The 20274-nt window shown below is 35.7% G+C and carries 16 protein-coding genes; 5 read left to right on the top strand and 11 right to left on the bottom strand.

The window, feature by feature from the left end; all coding sequences use genetic code 11:
* Positions 1-209 precede the first annotated feature (209 nt).
* The 3 genes from LUA91_RS17540 to tgt are packed head-to-tail and all read right to left on the bottom strand — an operon-like array spanning position 210 to position 3326.
* Complete coding sequence (locus LUA91_RS17540; RefSeq protein ID WP_231427408.1) at positions 210-1088, bottom strand: DMT family transporter; 879 nt, start codon at positions 1086-1088, stop codon at positions 210-212.
* Between the two features lie 2 nt (positions 1089-1090).
* Positions 1091-2194, bottom strand: coding sequence for an LptF/LptG family permease (locus LUA91_RS17535; protein ID WP_231427407.1), 1104 nt, complete (start codon positions 2192-2194; stop codon positions 1091-1093).
* 1 nt (position 2195) lies between these two features.
* A complete protein-coding gene (gene tgt / locus LUA91_RS17530; RefSeq protein WP_231427406.1) occupies positions 2196-3326 on the bottom strand; it encodes a tRNA guanosine(34) transglycosylase Tgt in 1131 nt (376 codons plus the stop codon).
* Positions 3327-3638: 312 nt separating this feature from the next.
* On the opposite strand from tgt, the gene LUA91_RS17525 reads away from it, so the two are divergent.
* Both LUA91_RS17525 and rsmG read left to right on the top strand, forming a co-directional pair.
* Positions 3639-4649, top strand: coding sequence for a glycosyltransferase (locus LUA91_RS17525; protein WP_231427405.1), 1011 nt, complete (start codon positions 3639-3641; stop codon positions 4647-4649).
* 106 nt (positions 4650-4755) lie between these two features.
* Positions 4756-5391 carry a 16S rRNA (guanine(527)-N(7))-methyltransferase RsmG gene (rsmG, locus tag LUA91_RS17520; protein WP_231427404.1) on the top strand — a complete coding sequence of 212 codons (636 nt, stop codon included), beginning with the start codon at positions 4756-4758 and terminating at the stop codon, positions 5389-5391.
* A gap of 2 nt (positions 5392-5393) precedes the next feature.
* Here the strand turns inward: rsmG and LUA91_RS17515 are convergent, their stop codons facing one another.
* From LUA91_RS17515 to LUA91_RS17495, 5 genes are all read right to left on the bottom strand, one after another.
* Positions 5394-6368 (bottom strand): M28 family peptidase, encoded by a 975-nt coding sequence (locus LUA91_RS17515; RefSeq protein WP_231427403.1) that lies wholly within the window; start codon positions 6366-6368, stop codon positions 5394-5396.
* Between the two features lie 59 nt (positions 6369-6427).
* Entirely contained in the window at positions 6428-6820 is a 393-nt protein-coding gene (locus LUA91_RS17510; RefSeq protein WP_231427402.1) for a type II toxin-antitoxin system VapC family toxin, read from the bottom strand.
* Positions 6820-7029, bottom strand: a complete 210-nt coding sequence (locus tag LUA91_RS17505) for a DUF2281 domain-containing protein (protein WP_231427401.1) — start codon at positions 7027-7029, stop codon at positions 6820-6822. The genes LUA91_RS17510 and LUA91_RS17505 overlap by 1 nt, the downstream gene beginning before the upstream one ends.
* 305 nt (positions 7030-7334) lie before the next feature.
* Positions 7335-10874, bottom strand: a complete 3540-nt coding sequence (gene smc, locus LUA91_RS17500) for a chromosome segregation protein SMC (protein ID WP_231427400.1) — start codon at positions 10872-10874, stop codon at positions 7335-7337.
* A 406-nt stretch (positions 10875-11280) separates the two neighbouring features.
* On the bottom strand, positions 11281-13578 hold the full coding sequence (locus tag LUA91_RS17495; RefSeq protein ID WP_231427426.1) for an ATP-dependent helicase: 2298 nt from the start codon (positions 13576-13578) through the stop codon (positions 11281-11283).
* Positions 13579-13961: 383 nt separating this feature from the next.
* Between LUA91_RS17495 and LUA91_RS17490 the strand changes: the two genes are divergently transcribed.
* Positions 13962-14285 (top strand): DUF493 family protein, encoded by a 324-nt coding sequence (locus tag LUA91_RS17490; RefSeq protein ID WP_231427399.1) that lies wholly within the window; start codon positions 13962-13964, stop codon positions 14283-14285.
* Between the two features lie 75 nt (positions 14286-14360).
* Here the strand turns inward: LUA91_RS17490 and LUA91_RS17485 are convergent, their stop codons facing one another.
* Genes LUA91_RS17485 through LUA91_RS17475 form a run of 3 tightly spaced genes read right to left on the bottom strand, consistent with a single transcriptional unit; the run spans position 14361 to position 17440 of the window.
* Positions 14361-15869, bottom strand: a complete 1509-nt coding sequence (locus tag LUA91_RS17485; RefSeq protein ID WP_231427398.1) for a PH domain-containing protein — start codon at positions 15867-15869, stop codon at positions 14361-14363.
* Positions 15869-16408 (bottom strand): PH domain-containing protein, encoded by a 540-nt coding sequence (locus LUA91_RS17480; protein WP_231427397.1) that lies wholly within the window; start codon positions 16406-16408, stop codon positions 15869-15871. Before LUA91_RS17480 ends, LUA91_RS17485 begins: the two co-directional genes overlap by 1 nt.
* A 57-nt stretch (positions 16409-16465) precedes the next feature.
* Positions 16466-17440, bottom strand: coding sequence for an SGNH/GDSL hydrolase family protein (locus tag LUA91_RS17475; protein WP_231427396.1), 975 nt, complete (start codon positions 17438-17440; stop codon positions 16466-16468).
* 255 nt (positions 17441-17695) lie between these two features.
* On the opposite strand from LUA91_RS17475, the gene LUA91_RS17470 reads away from it, so the two are divergent.
* Both LUA91_RS17470 and LUA91_RS17465 read left to right on the top strand, forming a co-directional pair.
* Positions 17696-19066 (top strand): dipeptidase, encoded by a 1371-nt coding sequence (locus LUA91_RS17470; RefSeq protein ID WP_231427395.1) that lies wholly within the window; start codon positions 17696-17698, stop codon positions 19064-19066.
* Positions 19067-19289: 223 nt separating this feature from the next.
* On the top strand, positions 19290-20270 hold the full coding sequence (locus LUA91_RS17465) for a glycoside hydrolase family 43 protein (RefSeq protein WP_231427394.1): 981 nt from the start codon (positions 19290-19292) through the stop codon (positions 20268-20270).
* Positions 20271-20274 lie beyond the last annotated feature (4 nt).

The raw sequence follows: 20274 nt of genomic DNA, 5'->3' as shown, positions 1-20274 counted from the left end.
TGTGATGTTAATTAATTACCTCATTTTTGAACCTATGATTATGGGTTCTATCCTTCGAATTAAGGCTATCTATTGAGTGTAAAATTAGATGTATTATGGTCTCGGTTTACACTCGAATTCGGCGTATTTAAATCCTGAGCCAATACACTTCAACACTCGATTTATTTAACTATTAATATGACTAAGCAGCCAATAAAAGTGCCGATTTTTTAATGTTTATTTTGTCTCTTTTTATAGATAGGGTAAAGAAATATTGAGCCTAAAATAATCAGTGCTCCAATGTAAAACCCGCCTGTCATTTGTTCTTTATCTTTAAAGAAAAAATAAGCCAGAATGATGCCATATACTGGCTCAAGATTGGTTACTAAAGCAACGCGAAAAGCTGATAAAGTTCTCATCACTGATACTCCAGCAACATACGCAACTGATGTGCAAAGTGTACCTAAAATACCAATGTAAAACCAGTCAGTTGTACTCAAATTAAATGGAGAACTAAGTAAAGAGCCATCGTAAAATCGATATAAAGTAATCCAAAAAAGGCCGCCAATTAACTCGTAAAATCCGATGATTGAGGGTTCGCTTTTTTGTACTAGAGTAGAATTTATGGTAGAAAATAAACTCGAAGCTACTGCAGCCAGGAGTCCGAAAATGATACCAAGAGTATATTGACTTTCAAATTTGAAAATCATGTAAATTCCCAGTATGATCAATAACCCAACTAAAATATCGCCAATTTCAATAGGCTGTTTTTTTATCAGGGGCTCTAAAATTGCTGTAAATAAAGTAAAAGATGATAAGCAAACCAGGGTAACAGAAACGGTAGAAACCTTAATGGCATGGAAAAAAAAGATCCAGTGAATGGCCACTATTCCACCGGTTAAAAAGAACTGGAAAAATTGTTTTTGAGTGACCTTAATGTTTTTTTTAGTAATCAGAAACCACAAAAAAAGTGTCGACGTTGCAATCAAAACCCGATACCACACAAGCGGTACTGCATCAATAGAAATTACCTTTCCAAGCACACCGGTGAAGCCCCAAATTAAAACAGTAATATGAAGGATTATTAAGTTTTTTTTGTTGATATCCATTGCTATTTTGGAGCTCTCTGCAGTAGGTAAATGCCCAAGACGCCGAATACAATTGTAGGCAATATCACTGCGATAAAAGGAGGTAATCCGCCTTTGGTAGAAAACATCTGCGTAAATTGATTGAATACTATGTAGGCAAAACTAATGAAGATGCCAATACCCAAAGAAACGCCAACACCGCCACGAACTTTACGTGATGACAGGGCTACTCCTATAAGCGTTAAAATGTAAGCTGAAAGCGGATGTAAGTAACGTTTAAACTTTTCAAATTCCAGGTCGTTCATAATTCCCGTACCACGAATTTTTTCCTTGCTGATCTTCTCTGAAAGCTCCTTGGTTGATAGATTTTGCACCACATTATCGTAAGCAGAAAAGTCATCTGGACGCATATCTAAAATGGTATCTTTTACTTTGCCACTTCCATAAACCATACTTTCTTTTAAGCCATCAATTTTCCTGATGGAGTAGTTACTGAGTTGCCATTTGCGCTTTAATGAATCCCATTTAATATTGTCAGCAACAATCTTTTTAACCATCACATCGCCGTTGAAATTATCTAGCGTAAAGCGATATCCGTAATTGGTTTTATTATCAAAGCTTTCAATATAAATATAGGTTTTGTTATCCAATTTCATGTGGATATTGGATTTAGTTGATGGATCGTTACGCTTTACAAAAGTATTCTCAAAACTATTTTTAAGCGTATTTGTGTAAGGTAAAATGTAAAGATTGGAAACTAAATTGGCAGAAAAAATTATAGTTGCAGATACGAAGTAAGGGAAAAGGAAACGATTAAAACTCACGCCTCCACTTAGTATGGGCACAATTTCAGTTTGATCAGCCATTTTTGCTGTAAAAAAGATAACCGCAATAAAGTTGATCAACGGGGAAAGCATATTCACATAAAAAGGGATTGAGCCAGCATAGTATTTGGTGAGTACGCCCCAAAAACTTAGTCCGCTCTTCATAAAATCATCCATTTTTTCCGACAGATCGAAAACGACAATAATGATCACGAAAATAGCTAAGGTATATATAAAGGTACCCAGGTATTTGCCAATGATATATTGATCAATAATTTTTATTCTCCCTTTTATTAGACTCATTTTATAATTTGTTGCCTAAAATTTTTACCATTTTGTTTTTCCATTCATAGAATTCTCCAGAAATTATTTTCTCACGGGCTTGCTTAACCAGCCACAAATAGAAATGTAAATTATGCAGTGTTGCAATTTGAGCGCCAAGCATTTCTTTGCTGTGTACCAAATGCCTTAAATAGGCTTTGCTGGTTACTTGGTCGGCATGTAAATCACTTTCGGCATCCAATGGAGAAAAATCATTTTCCCACTTTTTATTTCTAATGTTGATGATCCCGTTTCGGGTAAAAAGCATCCCGTTTCGTGCATTCCTTGTTGGCATTACACAATCAAACATATCTACTCCGAGCGCAATATTTTCTAAAATATTGATCGGTGTACCAACACCCATTAAATAACGCGGTTTTTCATAAGGTAATATATCACAAACCACTTCGGTCATGGCGTACATTTCTTCAGCAGGTTCACCAACCGATAAACCGCCGATTGCATTCCCTTCACGGTTCATGCTGGCAATAAATTCTGCCGATTTTATACGTAAATCTTTGTAAACCGAACCCTGAACAATAGGAAATAAGGTTTGATCGAAACCATATTTTGGTTCTGTATTATCGAAATGTGTACAACAACGTTTTAACCAACGGTGTGTCATTTTAATAGATTGCGCTGCGTAGGTATAATCGCAGGGATAGGGTGTGCACTCATCGAAAGCCATAATAATATCGGCTCCAATGGTTCGCTGAATATCCATCGCATATTCTGGCGTAAAAAGGTGTTTTGAACCATCAATATGTGAATGGAAGGTTACGCCTTCTTCCTTAATTTTTCGAACCTTACTTAGGGAATAAACCTGATAACCACCACTATCAGTTAAAATCGGACGATCCCAGCCTATAAACTTGTGTAATCCCCCGGCGCTTTCTAAAATGTCCAACCCTGGTCTTAAATATAAATGGTAAGTATTTCCAAGGATAATTTGCGCATCAATATCTTCTTTAAGCTCACGCTGATGAACAGCTTTAACCGTTCCAGCTGTGCCCACAGGCATAAAAATAGGGGTTTGTATTTCTCCGCGAGCCGTTGTTACGGTTCCTGCTCTGGCTTTTGATAAAGGATCGTTTGCCTGTAAAGTAAATTTCATATAGTATGCAAAAGTAACAAATTTAAAACACCTATATATATTGTTAATGAGTTTAATGGGAGAAGAAATTAGGATATAGGCCGATGTAGATTGCTTCCCAAAATCAGTTTATTACATTAATCCTTCTTATTTTTTTCAACATCAGGCATATTACAGATTAAAAATGAGAAATTTGCGCCTATTTATCTTACCATCGTGATATTAACCCTGCCAGAAATTATACTGCTTTCCTTTTTAGCATTTTGCTTAATTGTTCAATTATACTATGTTCTTTTCGTACACTTAAAATTAGCCAATACCAATGTTGAACAAATGCCGGAAATAGCTCTCAAGCCAATAAGTGTCATTATTTGTGCAAGAAATGAAATCAGAAATCTCGAACAATACCTTCCTTCGGTTCTCCATCAGAATTACCCTGAATTTGAGGTCGTGGTAGTAAATGACCGTTCGTGGGATGGTACGGAAGAATTTTTAGAAGCTTGGGAGAAAAAATATGATCATCTAAAAGTGGTTAAGATTTTAGATAATGATAAATTCCTGGCAGGGAAAAAGTTCGCGGTAACAATGGGGATTAAAGCCGCTAAATACGATTGGTTAGTATTTACCGATGCGGATTGTACACCTGCTGCTAATAATTGGTTATTTGATATGCAACAACCTGCAAATGAAGAAATCGATATTGTTTTGGGTTATTCGCCATACCTTAAACGTAAAGGTTTATTAAATGCACTTATTCGTTTCGAAACATTTTTTACTGCTGTAAACTATTTAGGATTTGCTTTAAAAGGCATGCCATATATGGGAGTGGGCAGAAATATGGCTTATAAAAAATCGTTATTTTTTAAAAATAAGGGTTTTGCATCGCACATGCATATTCCATCTGGCGATGATGATTTATTCGTAAATGCACATGCAAATAAACACAATACCGAAATAAGGTTAAACCAGGAAAGCCATGTTTGGAGTGAGCCTAATCATACCTGGGCGGGTTACCTTCGACAAAAAAAGCGTCATTTTGGTGCCGGAAAATTATATAAATCAAAGCATAAATTTATTTTAAGTCTGCAAATTGTGATGCAATTTCTGTTTTACGGATTCTTTATTGGATGTATGTTTTTAAGTCGGGAAGCACAATTTACCGCAGGTGGAATTCTTTTATTGAGCATCATCATTAAATGTTTTGTTTATCCAAGGTTACTGAAACGTTTAAACTATGGCGATTTGCGTTGGTGGTTCCCGATTTTAGATATACTTTTGTTTCTGTTTTTAACCATCAATGGATTTCTAGCCATGTTTGGTAAGAAAAAAGTGAATTGGAAATAAAACAGATTTACAATTGAAAAATATTGAGAGTTTAGACTAATTAGAATAGGATAGAACTTAGCGTATTTGACTTTGAACCTTAACTTTCTAATTTTAATTTATAAATATGGCTGATATAAAACCAGATATCATTTTAAAATATTTTCCTGATTTGACTGCGAAACAAATAGACCAGTTTTCACAACTATTTGATTTGTATAGCTATTGGAATGCACAAATCAATGTGATTTCTAGGAAAGACATCGAAGAATTATATGAACGCCATGTTTTACATTCATTAGGTATAGCAAAAATCTGCACTTTTAAAGCTGGCGAATCTGTATTGGATGTAGGTACAGGCGGAGGTTTTCCTGGTATTCCGTTGGCCATACTTTTTCCTGATACGCAGTTTTATTTGGTTGATTCTATAGGAAAAAAAATAAAGGTTGTTAAAGAAGTAGCTTCTGCTTTGGGATTGGATAATTTAAAAGCTGATCATTTAAGGGCAGAGCAAGTGAAAGAAAAGTTCAATTTTGTGGTTTCAAGAGCGGTAACTCGCTTGGGCGAATTTTACCCATGGATACAAGGAAAATTCAAAAAAGATTCAATTAATGCCATTCCTAATGGAATTTTGTATTTAAAAGGTGGCGATTTGGCTGAAGAAATAAAGGAATCAAAACTGAAAGCAGAATTATATCCACTTTCAGAATTGTTTGAGGAAGATTTTTTTGAAACCAAATATGTGGTTTATGTACCGCAGTAAGCCTAAAACTTATTCATTTTCTGAGGATTGTCAGTCATTCGCATCTTATCCTTTAGCGATTGTTGTAAACTGGACTGTTTGTCTACACTTTTAACAACTTCTAACACTGCATTAGCTGCATCGCTAAAGAACTGTTTTGTAATGGTAGAATATTCATCGGTGGCTTTATGGTAATCTTTATGGTCTTCAACCCCAAAGTACAAGAATGGGATATTTTTAGCATTAAAAGCACCTTGGTCGCTTTGGTTTGTCCAATCATCATGACCAAGCTTAGGATCATCGTGACCTAAAATAACCTTTATTTCTTTTCTTGTGGTATCAACATACTTTTTTAATTCTGGATATTTGAACGTGCCAGCTACATAAAGCTCACTCTTGTCGCTGTGGCCAATCATATCCATATTTAAGTTGATAGCTATGGTATTAATATTTACAGGCGGATTGGCAACAAATGCCTTTGCGCCTTGTAAGCCCATTTCTTCAGCATCAAAAGAAGCAAAGATTATGGTGTTATTTGGTTTGTTCTTTGCAAAGTAGGTGGCAATTTTTAAAAGTCCAGCCGTACCGGATGCATTGTCGTCGGCTCCATTAAATACATCATCCTTTACTACGCCTAAATGATCGTAGTGGGCTGAAACAACAATAACATTCGTTCCTTTGCCAGGAATATAGCCAATAATATTTGTGCCGTTAACTTTTGTACCCCCTCTTGAATTAAAAGTAAATTCCTGTGCATAGTTTACATGTTGAGGATAAGATTTTAAACCTAGTTTTTGGAAACGGTCAATAATATAGGCTCTGGCCATCTCAGCACCCTTAGTTCCGGTTTTTCTACCTTGATAGGCATCAGAAGATAATACTTCAACATCTTTTAAAAGTTGATTATCTAATTTTTCAGCGCCAGTTGAAGTTTGGTTTTTAACTGATGAACAGCAGCTTAGCATAATAGCCAAGGGAATGATATATAGGATTTTCATGTTTTTTTCTTAATTGTAAAATATCCTGCAATTGTATTTTTATTAACTCCAGTACAATTTTAAAATATCTGTGTAATGTTTAATTTTTCATCAGCCGACAATAAAGTAGCATCCTTTTGCAGTGCTGAAGAAATCAACAATCTATCAAATGGGTCTCTGTGTTCATTTATTAAAGGGATAGTTCGATAACTAAATATTGCGGAATTTTCTATGGGAAGAAAGGTAAATCCATCAGCCAAAGCCTGATTGTAAATGTCTTCTGATGTAATGTTAAAATGAGGTAATTTGCCAATTGATTGCTTTATTGAAATCTCAAAAAGACTTATTTGACTAAAAAATATAATATTATTTGTATTCTGAATGAGATCCATAACCTCTCGAGGTATTTTTGGATTATCCTCTTGAAACCAGATTAAGCAATGAGTATCTAAAATGTAATAATTAGATGCCATTACATATATTCCTTTAAATCGTCTAGCGGTTCGTCAAAATCATCAGGCAAAGTCACCTTTCCTTTAAAAGCACCAGGAATTCTTTTTGGAAAATGAGGTTTTTCTTCTGTTAAAAATGTGACAATAACATCTGTTTTTGTTTGAACAGGTGCATTTTCTTCTAATATAATTTTCCCTTTTTCGTAATATCCTTTAAAAGTTGCTAACATAATTTTAACTTCTTAAACAAATATACGTTTTTCAGTATGTTATTCAAACGCTGTTTTTGATGCTGTATTACACAGCTGAGGAATTGTCATGCCGGGGATTAATTTATTTTATAACAATAAATATGGATAACATTTTGTAGCAGTCGTCATTTTGAGGTACGAAGCAACCCTTTTTTTGCTAAAATAATATTTCGAATGAGATTGATTCTTCGGCTGAAAAAGCCTCCTGGCGAAGACGGTATTCGAGCGTTATACTTTTTGCTTTAATCTTTCTTCTTTGAGCTTTAAACTTTCAGCTCCCAACTTTATGCCGCTACTTCCCTCAAATCTACCGCCACAACCCTCGAAACGCCTTGTTCTACCATCGTAACACCATAAATAATATCGGTACTGGCAATGGTTCGTTTGTTGTGGGAAACGATAATAAACTGAGACTGATCAGAGAATTTGCGGATAATATTGTTGAATTTATCAATGTTTGTATCATCCAATGGTGCGTCAACCTCATCGAAAATACAGAATGGGGCAGGTTTTAAAAGGTAAAGTGAAAACAATAAGGCTGTAGCCGTTAACGTTTTTTCTCCACCAGATAACTGATTGATAGACAATGGTCTTTTACCTTTCGGACGGGCAATGATATCAATATCAGCTTCTAAAGGATTGTTTACATCAGATAAAATCAGATCGCAACTATCTTCTTCATTAAATAATGAACGAAAAACAACAATGAAATGCTCCCGAGCTTGTGTAAAGGCTTGCATAAATTTATCTTTCGCAGTATCGTCAATTTCTTTGATGGTTTGCAAAAGGTCCGTCTTAGCTGCGTTAAGGTCTTTTTTCTGATTTTGAATAAAGGTATATCGCTCTTCCATTTCTTTAAAAGCCTCCATTGCCATTGAGTTTATGGCACCAAATTCATCTAACTGGCGTTTCATTTTCTCTACTTTCTGGCGAATTTCAAACTCACTCTCAGTAATTTCAACTTCGCTTTCCGTTTCTAATAAGTCGTTGATATCGATATTAAATTCCACTGCCAAGCGTTCTTTAAGCGAATTTAAATCTATTTTAAGCGTATTCTTTTTGTCCTTAATTTCGGTTAACAGAAAATCGGTTTTCTCACGGTTTTTACGAATGATTGCCATGTTATTTTCCAGCTCATTAATATTGCCCTTATTGTCAAAATACTCTTTTTCAACTTCGGCAAGACCTTTTTCCAGCTCTTCACGCTGCTGATACATCTCCAAAAGCGTATCATCACTTAAATCGGTATGTTGTAAAGTTGCCGTAATTTGAGTTAAAGTTTCCTGAAGTTCTTTATCATTTTGCGCAATTCTTTTGTTCAAAGCTTCCTCTTGCACAAATCGATAATCCAAATCTTTCTCTAAGCCTGATAATTTATTTTGCTGTTGATGAAAACGAATATTATCCTGATTATATTTTCCTGCAGATTCATTTACCTGATCGGCCACTTCCTGGTAATTCAATTGCTGTTCTTGGAGGTTTAGATGGTCTTGTTGTTGCTTTTTCTGTAATTCAACCAATGCAGGCAACTTTTCTGAAAGCGATTTTTGTATCGAAACTATCTTTTGTGCAATATCCGTTTTGCGGTTTTCGCTGGTCGTGATAAATTCCTGGTATTGGTCTCGACGCGTTTGGACAGAGATTTGCTCATTTATAAAACGATTCAATTCCTGCTGCAAAGTATTAATCTGATTAATTTTTGAGGCGTTTTTGAGGTTAAAGATATTATCAGTTTCAGTAGTAATCGTGGTATTGTATTGATTTATCAGCGATTCTGATGCTTTAATTTCTTTTGCTAAATTCTCCAGGTTTTTAGCACGCCCAATTCTTTTTCCTTCGAATAAGCCAACGGAACCGCCCCCCAAAGTAAACTTAGTCTGCGCATATTTTCCGTTTTTGGCCAAAATGGTTATACTTTCAGTTGGTGTTTCTTTGAAGATATTTTCATGTTCTGTAATGGCGATATATACATTTTGCAAGAGCAAATTGCAAAGTTGCTGGTACTTTTTATCAACCTCAATTACAGATAAGGCTGAAATTAAGCCATCATGTGTGGCAAGCGTTGGGTTTTTATCAGGAATGTTCTCTAAAATAAAAAAGTTTGCCCGCCCGCGACTGGCATCGGTTAATAAATTGATCGCCTGAACAGCATCAGCATATTTATCAACCACGTAATGATTCATCACCGGCTCCAAATAATTTTCAATAGCGATGCGGTAATCCTCATCACAGAATAAAATATCTGATAGGAGTAAGGCACTTTTTGCAAATGCACTATTCTTTTTAAGGAAGCGAATGGATTCTGGAAAACCCTCTAAACTATCTACAAGTGATTTTGTAAGGTTATATTCGTTCTGTTTTGCATCTTTTTTACGATTTTCGGCAGTTAGTTTCTCTTTGTTAGCGCTTAAGTTAATTTCCGATTCGAGCAATTTTTCTTTTAAAATTTCTTCAGCTTCTTTAAGTTGTTTGATATTGATTTGCTTTTTAGCAACCTGAACATCCAATTCTGCCAAAGCATGGTCGAATGCTTTTAATTCTGATGTTTTGGTTTCCGTATCATCAACATTTCTGCTGGTTTCCTGTACTAAAGCATCTTTTTGGATGTTTAAAATATCGATTTCTTTTTGCGATTGATAAACTTGATTTTGTAGATCGTTAACCGATTTAATCAGGTTGTCAATCCGATTTTTCTCTATCTGCTGTTGTTCACGTAATGTATCGAGAGACGATTTTAAAAGTTTTAAATCAGATTCTATTTTATTAAAAACTTCGGTTTCTATTAGCACTTCTTCGTTTAAGCGCTTAATGTTATATTTAATGTGGTTAACCTGATTTTTATCCTTTTCAAGTTCACCTGATAAACGCGTTTCTTTTTCCTGCAAGAAACGCATTTGCTCGTTTTTTACTTTCTTTTCACTTTCGTAAGCACGAATTTTCGAAACCAATTCATTTGTAGTTTTCTGCTGAACGGAAAGGTTTTTCTCCTGATTAATGCTCTCGAGTTTAAGCTTTTGAAGTTCAGCTTCCCGGGTATCGATTTTGGTGCTTAATTCCGTTTTTAAAACTTGCTGACTCTGTTCCTGGCTTTCTAGTGCATTTAAATCGGTACGGAAAAAGGCGATTCTGTGTGTAGCCAATTGAACGCTCAATTCGCGATATTGTTCTTTCAGTTTATAGTAGCGTTCAGCTTTACGGGCTTGATTTTCAAGGGTTTTTAAATTCTTTTCAATTTCAAAAAGCAAATCTTCAACACGTTCTAAATCAGCTTCTGTATCTTTTAATTTGTTAAAAGTTTGTTTCTTACGAAGCTTGTATTTCGATATTCCCGAAGCTTCTTCAAACAATGAGCGGCGACTATGTTCTTTATTGGTAATGATTTCATCTACCATTTTCAGCTCAATGATCGAATAACTATCTGAGCCAATTCCCGTATCAAGAAATAAATCGGTAATATCTTTTAAACGACATTGAACATCATTCAATCGATATTCGCTATCGCCATTTCTATATAATTTTCGGGTAATCGTAACTTGCGAGTAAGCTGTGGGAAGAATGTTTTTAGTGTTATCGAAGCTTAAGGAAACCTCAGCCAATTGCGCCTGTTTACGGTTTTTAGTGCCATTGAAAATGATGTTCTCCATCTTTTCAGAGCGTAGCGCTTTGGTACTTTGCTCACCTAAAACCCAACGCATGGCATCAATAACATTCGATTTTCCACAACCGTTCGGACCCACAATAGCTGTAACTCCTTCATTAAAATTGATGGTCACTTTGTCGCCAAAGCTTTTAAATCCTTTAATTTCTAATCGGGTAAGTTGCATGGTTTTTTACGGGAGAACCGAACTCAATAATAAGGATAATTTTGGGCTTTTTCAAGTTTTTAACCGCAAAGGCCACAGAGTTTTTCGCAAAGAATGCAAAGGGATTTACCACAGAGTACACAGAGAAGCCTCACCCTTTGAAAGTTTGCATTTTGGCAAAAGCTGTAACCGCCCTCTTCAAAAGAGAGGATTTTCAGAGGTGGTGCTTTTAACCAAAGGCTAATAACCTCACCCATTGAAAGTTTGAGCTTGGGCGAATATTTTAACCGCCCTCTCCTGAAAGAGAGGGTTTTTAGAGATATTGCTAACAACCAAAGGTTCGTAGTACAATCTTCGTTTCCCTCTCTTTCAGGAGAGGGACTGCACTAAAAGAAGATAAACTACAACCATTGATAGGGTGAGGCCTTTACTTCACAATCATCAGTTTCGCAAACTTCAACAATAGCTGCTTGTTACCTAAACCTTGAAAAAATACTGTTGCTTTAACATCAGGTAAATTGCCTTCCAAACTGATAATTTTTCCGAAGCCAAATTTTTCGTGTTCTACTTCCATACCACCTTGAAATTCATGGGGTTGTGATGGTGCAAAACCAGGAGTTGGAATGTGCGCTTTGGCCAGCAATGAAGTGGTTTTTGGTCGAGGCGGTGGGGCAGAAGTTGTGCCTGCAGGTTTTGGCTTGCTAAAGAAATCACGAGGTTGCGAAGTCCAGGTTTTACGTTCATCATCAAAATTGCCTTCAAAAACATTGCTTTTTGCCGGCTTAACATCTAATTCTAAAAACCTCGGATTAATTTCATTAATAAAACGACTAGGTTCGCAATTGGTTAATGTACCCCAACGGTAACGTGAAGTAGCATAAGTAATCGTTAATTTTATTTCAGCACGGGTAATGGCTACGTAAAACAATCTACGTTCCTCTTCTAAATCTGCTCTCGAATTAACCGACATCTGCGATGGGAAAAGGTTCTCCTCCAAACCTACAATAAACACGTTTTTAAACTCCAAACCTTTAGCCGAGTGAATCGTCATTAACGAAACCGTATCTTTGTTTTTATCGCCATCCTTGTCATCATTCGTTAAAAGGGCAACATCCTGCATAAAAATATCCAAGCCTTTTTCTTCGATATCCTCACGCTCTGCAAACTCCTTTATACCATTTAATAACTCCTGAATATTTTCGTATCTCGCTCTTCCTTCAACACTATCATCGGTATACAATTCTTTCAAAATCCCTGCGTGTTGAGCTATAAATAATGCCGAATCGTAAGCATCAAGCTTTTTTGCTTCAGCCTGAAAGCTTTGAACCATCATCGAAAAATCGTTCAATTGGTTTGCTAAACGACCATCCACATACTGATGCGCATTTGAAATTACATCCCACATGGTGATGTTGTTTTGGTCGGCAGCAACAATAATTTTATCTATAGAAGTATCTCCAATTCCGCGTTTGGGATAATTAATAACCCTTTTTATCGCTTCTTCATCTTTCGGATTGAAAGTCAGGCGGAAATAGGCAATTAAATCCTTAATCTCTTTGCGTTGATAAAATGAGGTACCTCCATAAATTTTATAAGGAACATTCAGCTTTCGTAAACCTTCCTCCATTGCTCTACTTTGCGCATTTGTACGGTACAAAATGGCAAAATCGTGGTATTGATAACCTTTTAAACCACGTTCCTGGATAATGGATTCAGCTACTAATTTTCCTTCCTCATTGTCGGTAAAAGCACGCGAAACTTTAATTCTATCCCCCTCAACATTTTCAGAAAAAACATTCTTTTCCAGTTGATTTTTGTTGTTGGCAATAATGCTACTGGCTGCATCAACAATATTTTGGGTAGAGCGGTAATTTTGCTCCAGTTTGTAAACTTTTAAATCAGGATAATCGCGTTCAAAATTCAAAATGTTTTGAATATTTGCCCCACGGAAAGCATAAATACTCTGTGCATCATCACCCACCACACAAATATTCTGGTAAGCGGCAGCCAATTTTTTTACAATGGTATATTGCGAAAAGTTGGTATCCTGATACTCATCAACCATTAAATACCTGAATTTTTGCTGGTATTTATTTAAAACATCCGGATGTTCTTTCAATAGGATATTGGTTTTGAACAATAAATCATCAAAATCCATTGCGCCAGCACGAAAGCAACGTTTTGCATATTGTTCGTAAATCTGCCCAATTAACGGGCGTTTGTTCTGAATATCTTCTGCCTGAATCTTGTCGTTAGATTGATATTCTCCCCATGAAATTAAATTATTTTTTGCCGATGAAATGCGGCCAAAAACGAAATTTGCTGCATACAATTTATCGTCGAGCTGCATTTCTTTCAAAATAGCACGGATTACACTTTTGCTATCGTCGGTATCGTAAATGGTAAAATTGCTTGGGTAGCCAATTTTCTCCGCTTCAACACGTAGAATTTTAGCGAAAACAGAGTGAAAAGTACCCATCCAAATGTTTTTAGCTTCGGCACCAACCACTTTCGAAATACGCTCACGCATATCCTTACTTGCCTTGTTGGTAAAAGTTAAAACCAAAATATTAAATGGGTCGTTGCCAGTTTGAATTAAATGCGCTACACGGTAGGTTATTACACGTGTTTTGCCAGAACCAGCACCCGCAACAATCATTACTGGTCCTTTTGTATTCTCTACTGCTGCTCTTTGTTGTGGGTTTAATCCTTCTAAATAATCCAAATCGGCTCCTGTTTTTTTGAGGTTCAAAAATAACAATTCAAAAGTTTTTTATTGAATTTGTGGAGAAATAGCGGGCTGATTTTTTTGAAAAGCAAATCCTGAGTATAAGTAGAATGGCAGTCCTTTGCTTTGCTCATACGCCTTCAGGCCTTAGGCGCTTGGCCGGTATCCGCTACGCCAAGGTTTAGATCAATCAGGTTTGTGGTTCTATTAGAGATAAAACCCAATCTTTTAATCTTTCTCAAAGTTAAAAACATAGCTCTTATCTTACGGGTAAAGAATCTGCTAGCCTTATTATTTGTTGCATTTAGTTGGTAGAAAGTTGCATTTATGCCAAAATTGCATACCAATTATTTAGGAATAGAATTTGATATATTGCAATCATGGAAGAGAAAAAAATAAATAAAGACATCGAATTTATTGATATTCCAGAAGGAAATAGTACTGATATTTATGCCAATTTAAAAGAGAAATTAGAAAGCGTTGAGAAATTTCCGGGCTTATATAATTTCAAATTTATTATTACTGGTGGATTAGATAAAGTAGAAGAATTAAGAAAGGTTTTACCGAGTGATGAATTCATTGAACAGCCATCGAAAACTGGTAAGTATGTATCGATTACTGTAAAAAAACAAGTAGAAAATGCAGATGAAGTGATTGCTATTTATAAGCAAACTGCAACTATTAAAGGCATTATGACATTATAATTTTTCCCGCAAAAGAATTGATTTTCGAAGAGAAATCTGAAATAATCTGTTTCATTTGCGGAAAAAATTATTCAGCTACATCCAATCCTCATTTCCACTTTCAAGCTGGTATAGCCAAAAATTAACCAATTTCTTTATCTCGCTATAATTACCATATTTAAAACGGATTTGTCCGGCGGCCGTGTGTAAACATAAATGACCTACATCCACGCTTTTATGCCATGGATATTGCGAAGCGGTAATGGCCTGGATTTTATGTGGAACAATTACTTCTTTTGAAATATCCCAAATTCCGCTCGTTTTGATGATAAAATCTTGATCAACAGCAATCCGATGTCGGCGGTAACTGATAGAAATCATAAAAATGCCAATAAGAAAATATGCAGCGGCAAAGCCAATATATGGTTTTACTTCTTGAACATTAAAAGCAACAATCAGAAATATAGCCACAGGTAAAACTAGCTTAAAGAATATGGGTAAGTTCAAAAAGCGCCAATCGGGAGCGAAGGTTTTCCCTGAAATTGGAACCTGCCCAAGTATCATCTTTAAAAGCTGATCTCTTTCAATAGCATCGCAACCAACAATTTCAAGTGTATTTCCCTGCATTTCCTTTCCCTTCTTGCTTTCTCCAAAATGCGCCTGCTTAAGGCTTATGTTTAATAGATTAAGTTTCTTTTGAAAATAATTCTGGCTATGCTTAGTTATTTGAACTTTATTTGGATTGATTAATGTATTCTTTTTAGCAATCACGCCAGAAGATAGTAACAAAGAGTTTTTGTGATGACTTACTTCCAATTGAAAATATTTATAAAAAGTTCTGATCAGATTAATGAATAAAAGCACCATTAAAAAAATAACAACTATTACAGCAACAGAAAACAATGTTGCTAAACCTAAAACGGTACTTTTAACATAACCCTTATCAAGTTCGAAAATATCCATAATGTGCCTGGCTTCCTGTACGGTGTACATAAAAAATACAAGGATTACCGTTAAACTTTGGCCATAGTTGGAGGTTAATCCTACTTTGAATAATGTCCAGGAACTGATTTTTAAGAATGGAATTTGTTCAATTAATGCATCTTTTTCAATCAAGATATCAGATTGATCAATTGCAGCAGCTTTACCTTTAAGTAAGTGCTCTTTTAAATTATATGCAGAAACTTCATCAATGGCTTTAATGCTTACTTCTTCTCCGCTGGCACCTGCGGTATCAATTTTAAGTCCGTAAACGCCAATCATTTTTTGTAAAAGGTTCTGGTTAATATTCACTTGCTGAATTTTATCCAGCTGAATGATAACCTGGTCGCGATTTAGAATACCTTTATTAACTACAAATTCCTGCTTTTCTTTATCTAAAAAAAATGTAAACTTTAAATACCATAAATAAGAAAAGATAATACAAAGCACTATAATTATACCAATGCCTAATAGGGCATAAGTGGTATAGGCCGGGCCCATTTTTATGAAAGCATAAACAATAAAGAAAAATGTTGCCTTGCCAATTTTAAATGCGGTATGGGCTGCCATTACAATGATACCAAATGCCGATTCTCTTTGCGGCTTACTGAAATCGCTGTTCATTATATTTCGGTTTCAGGAGTTTCAACTAATTCGAGTTTGTTCAGCAGCAAATCTCTTATGCTTTTTGCCTCATCAATTGGTATTCCTGCAATGTGAATATGACCTGTTTGACCGCCGGCGGTAAATATTTGAAGCGAACCTAATTTAAACATCCTAGAGAAAAATCCCTCGTTTAATTCAATATGCTGAATTCTGTTAAGCGGAACAATAGTGGTTGATTCTGCTATAATACCACTTTTATAAATAACATCTTTTGTTCTGATGGCATAACCGCGTTTTTTAAAACTTACATAGAACAATAAAATTGAAAAAATTGCAATGGTTATATAAGTTATACTGATTAGTATAGCATGTGGCTGTATTTTCTCATTGAAAAAAATTAGCAGACCAGCCGAAACTCCGATTAATAAAAAGGTAATAATTAAGTTAATGCAGATGATTTTCCAATAATTGGTATCTGGTTTCCTTAACGGAATTTCTTCATATTTCGGTAATGCATCAATGTCGATTGCATCGTTTGTGAAAGTTTCTGTAGGCATTTTTTAAAGATATAAAAACTAATTAATCTGTTTTAAGACTAATGTTATTATCTTTTGTTACCTCGCTACGATGAACTTTTTAGCAGCATTAAATTGACCAGAATCTGAAGTAAGCTTAAAAAAGTAAATCCCCGGAACAAAGGTTGAAGTATTTATTTCCAAAGTATGTTTGCCTGTATTGATGTACTCATTCAGAACTGTTTTCACTAATCTGCCCATCATATCAAAAACCTGAATGGTTAGTTTATCTGTTTCTGGTAAAACTACATCCAGATATGTTTGTGTACCAGCAGGGTTGGGGTAGTTTTGTGAAACAACAAACATAAGGAACTTATCAAAAATGGCCTTGTTAATGGCATCGAAAATTACATAACTAATTAATCTGTAACCTCTTGCATTGGGGTGAAAGGCATCTTGATAAAGGGTGAAATCTCGGCGCATGGCTGCATTCACATCAGCTAAATAAATTTTATATTCAATGGCTAACCTTCTGTAAATAACATTTAAAGCCCTAATGGTTGCGTTTGCTTGCACCAATGGCGGATTATTTCGATCATCAACATTTTGCAGGGTGCACAAAATTGGAACCAGATTTTGTTTCAGGCTTGTAGTAATTAATGAACGCATATTGGCTTCAGTTTCGGCAATGCTTCCTCTTCCAGCGCCCATGGCCAGGGCATCATTAATGCCCATTGAAATCACAATGAAACCTGTCCTATCTTTTATCGCGTTGTCTATCCTTAATAATCCCTGGAATGTGGTTTGGCCGCCAATACCATGATTGGTAATATCAACAACTTTGTTTGGATAACAATTTAAAAAATTGTTTCTCAACATGGTTTGAAACCCTGCTCCATTAACACCTTCGACTGTACTGGCCCCAAAAGTTACGATATTGATACTGTCTTTGGCATAAAACTGAGCTGCCTCGGGACAACTTATCCGTGGTGGCGTTGTAGTTTGCGAAAAACCAGAAATACTGATGGAAAATAGCAATACGAAAAAAATAATTGTTTGTATGCCAATCTTCATTATGAACGATTCATTTCGGGTTTTATTAAGAATATTTAAAAGGTGCAATTTACGAAAAAATGGTTTAAAAAATATTTCATAAAGTTGAATTTTATTTAAAAACAACAATTTTTTAACAAACCCGATCCGATTATTGAATTTATAAAACTTAATTTATTATTCATTAAAAAAAACATTCCCGGTAAAAGTAAAATACACCCGATTAACCAATAGCTTTTATCCTAAAACCCTATATTTGCCCAAATTCATTTTGTTATGCAAGAGATTAAAAATTATGTTGAAACGCACAAACAACGCTTTTTAGATGAGTTGTTCGAGTTATTGCGTTTTCCATCAGTAAGTGCTGATCCAAAATATAAGGCTGATGTTTTAAAAACAGCTGATTATGTAGCACAAAAACTGAAAGATGCAGGTGCAGATCAGGTTGAAATATGTCAAACGGCTGGATATCCAATTGTTTATGGCGAAAAAATTATAGATAGTTCTTTGCCAACAGTTCTCGTATACGGACACTATGATGTGCAACCAGCAGATCCGTTGGAATTATGGCATACACCGCCATTTGAGCCCACAGTTCGCGACGGTAAAATTTATGCCCGTGGCGCCTGTGATGATAAAGGTCAGTTTTACATGCATGTTAAGGCATTTGAATTAATGATGCAAACCAATACTTTGGCATGTAACGTAAAGTTTATGATCGAAGGTGAAGAGGAAGTAGGTTCAGCAAATCTTGGCATTTTTGTTAAAGCAAATGCTGAACGTTTAAAGGCCGATGTGGTGCTAATTTCTGATACCTCTATGATCAGCATGGAACATCCTTCAATTGAAACTGGTTTGCGTGGTTTGGCATACATGGAAGTTGAGGTTGTTGGTCCGAACCGTGATTTACACTCGGGTGTGTATGGTGGTGCGGTAGCAAACCCTGCAACTATTCTATGTAAAATGATTGCTTCTTTACATGATGAAAATAATCACATTACCATTCCTGCTTTTTACGATAAAGTAGTGGAGCTGAGTGATGAAGAAAAAAAAGCTTTAAATTCTGCTCCTTATGATGAGGCAGAATACACTAAAGATCTTGATATTGAAGAAGTTTGGGGTGAGAAGGGCTATTCTACTTTAGAGCGTACAGGTACTCGCCCTACTTTGGAAGTTAACGGAATTTGGAGCGGTTATATTGGCGAAGGTGCAAAAACCGTATTGCCAAGTAAAGCAAATGCAAAAATTTCGATGCGTTTGGTGCCGAATCAAAGTTCGGAGGAGATTTCAGAAATCTTTACCAAACATTTTGAAAGCATTGCGCCTAAAAATGTGAAAGTGAAGGTTACGCCTCACCATGGTGGAGAGCCTGTGGTTACCCCTACTGATAGCATTGCTTACCAGGCCGCCGAAAAGGCCATTGAAGATAGCTTTGGTAAAAAAGCCATCCCAACCCGTGGTGGCGGTAGTATTCCAATCGTTGCTTTATTTGAAGATGTTTTGGGTATCAAATCGGTACTTTTTGGTTTTGGTTTAGATAGCGATGCATTGCACTCACCAAATGAGAAATATGATATTTACAATTACTACAAAGGCATTGAGACCTTACCATTGTTTCATAAATATTTTGCTGAATTAAGTAAATAGAAGGCAAAACATTTAAGCTATACATCTAAAATCTCTGTTTAATAAGCAGAGATTTTTTTTTGGAAATTGATCAGTGTATTTAATAGATGCTGTGGTATTTTTAATGTAATGTAGTCATCCGATGAATATCTGCATACCGTCTATATTCATCGGATGACTATTAATTAAAATCATCAACTTTTCTAAATTTTCTAACAAACGAATTTTTTTATAAATTACGCTCATGAAATACTTATTCTCATCACTTCTACTTTTAGCTGGAATCACTTCTTTTGCTCAAAGTACTAAAACGATTAAGCAGTCTGGAAATCCAATTTTTCAGGGTTGGTATGCCGATCCGGAAGCTGCAATTTTCAATAATAAATACTGGGTTTATCCTACCTATTCGGCAAAGTACAGAGAGCAGGTTTTTCTTGATGCTTTCTCGTCAGACGACCTGGTAAAATGGAAAAAGCATCCCCGCGTTTTAGATACGGCTGCGGTAAAATGGGCTAATAAAGCCATGTGGGCACCGGCAATTGTTCAAAAGGATAAAAAATACTATCTGTTTTTCGGTGCCAATGATATTCAGAGTGATAATGAGGTTGGAGGAATTGGTGTTGCAGTTGCCAATAAACCAGAAGGACCCTATAAGGATCATTTGGGTAAGCCTTTAGTTGATAAATTTTACAATGGTGCACAACCCATAGATCAGTTTGTGTTCAAGGATAAGGATGGCCAATACTATTTGATTTATGGTGGCTGGAAACACTGTAATATTGCTAAGTTAAATAACGATTTCACTGGTTTTATACCTTTTGAAGACGGAACTACCTTTAAAGAAATTACGCCAGAAAATTATGTGGAGGGCCCTTATATGTTTATTAAGGATGGAAAATATTACTTTATGTGGAGCGAAGGTGGCTGGACAGGGCCAGATTATTCTGTAGCTTATGCCATTGCAGATTCGCCTTTTGGACCATTTAAAAGGGTAGATAAAATTTTAAAGCAAGATCCTGAAGTAGCAAGAGGAGCCGGACATCACTCTTTGTTTATCAACGAGAAAAAAGGTACTTACCATATTGTTTATCACCGCCGCCCATTGAGCGAAACTGATGGTAATCATCGTGTTACCTGTATAGATGAAATGAAATTTGATGCTGATGGAAAAATTCTTCCAGTAAAAATTACGAATGAGGGAGTGAAAGCGCAGAAGGTTAAGTAGCTCT

It is taken from the genome of Pedobacter sp. Leaf250 (assembly GCF_920984735.1).
In the GTDB taxonomy this organism is placed as follows: Bacteria; Bacteroidota; Bacteroidia; order Sphingobacteriales; family Sphingobacteriaceae; genus Pedobacter.
Note: the sequence above shows the minus strand (reverse complement) of the source record. Positions and strands in the feature narration are given on the sequence as shown.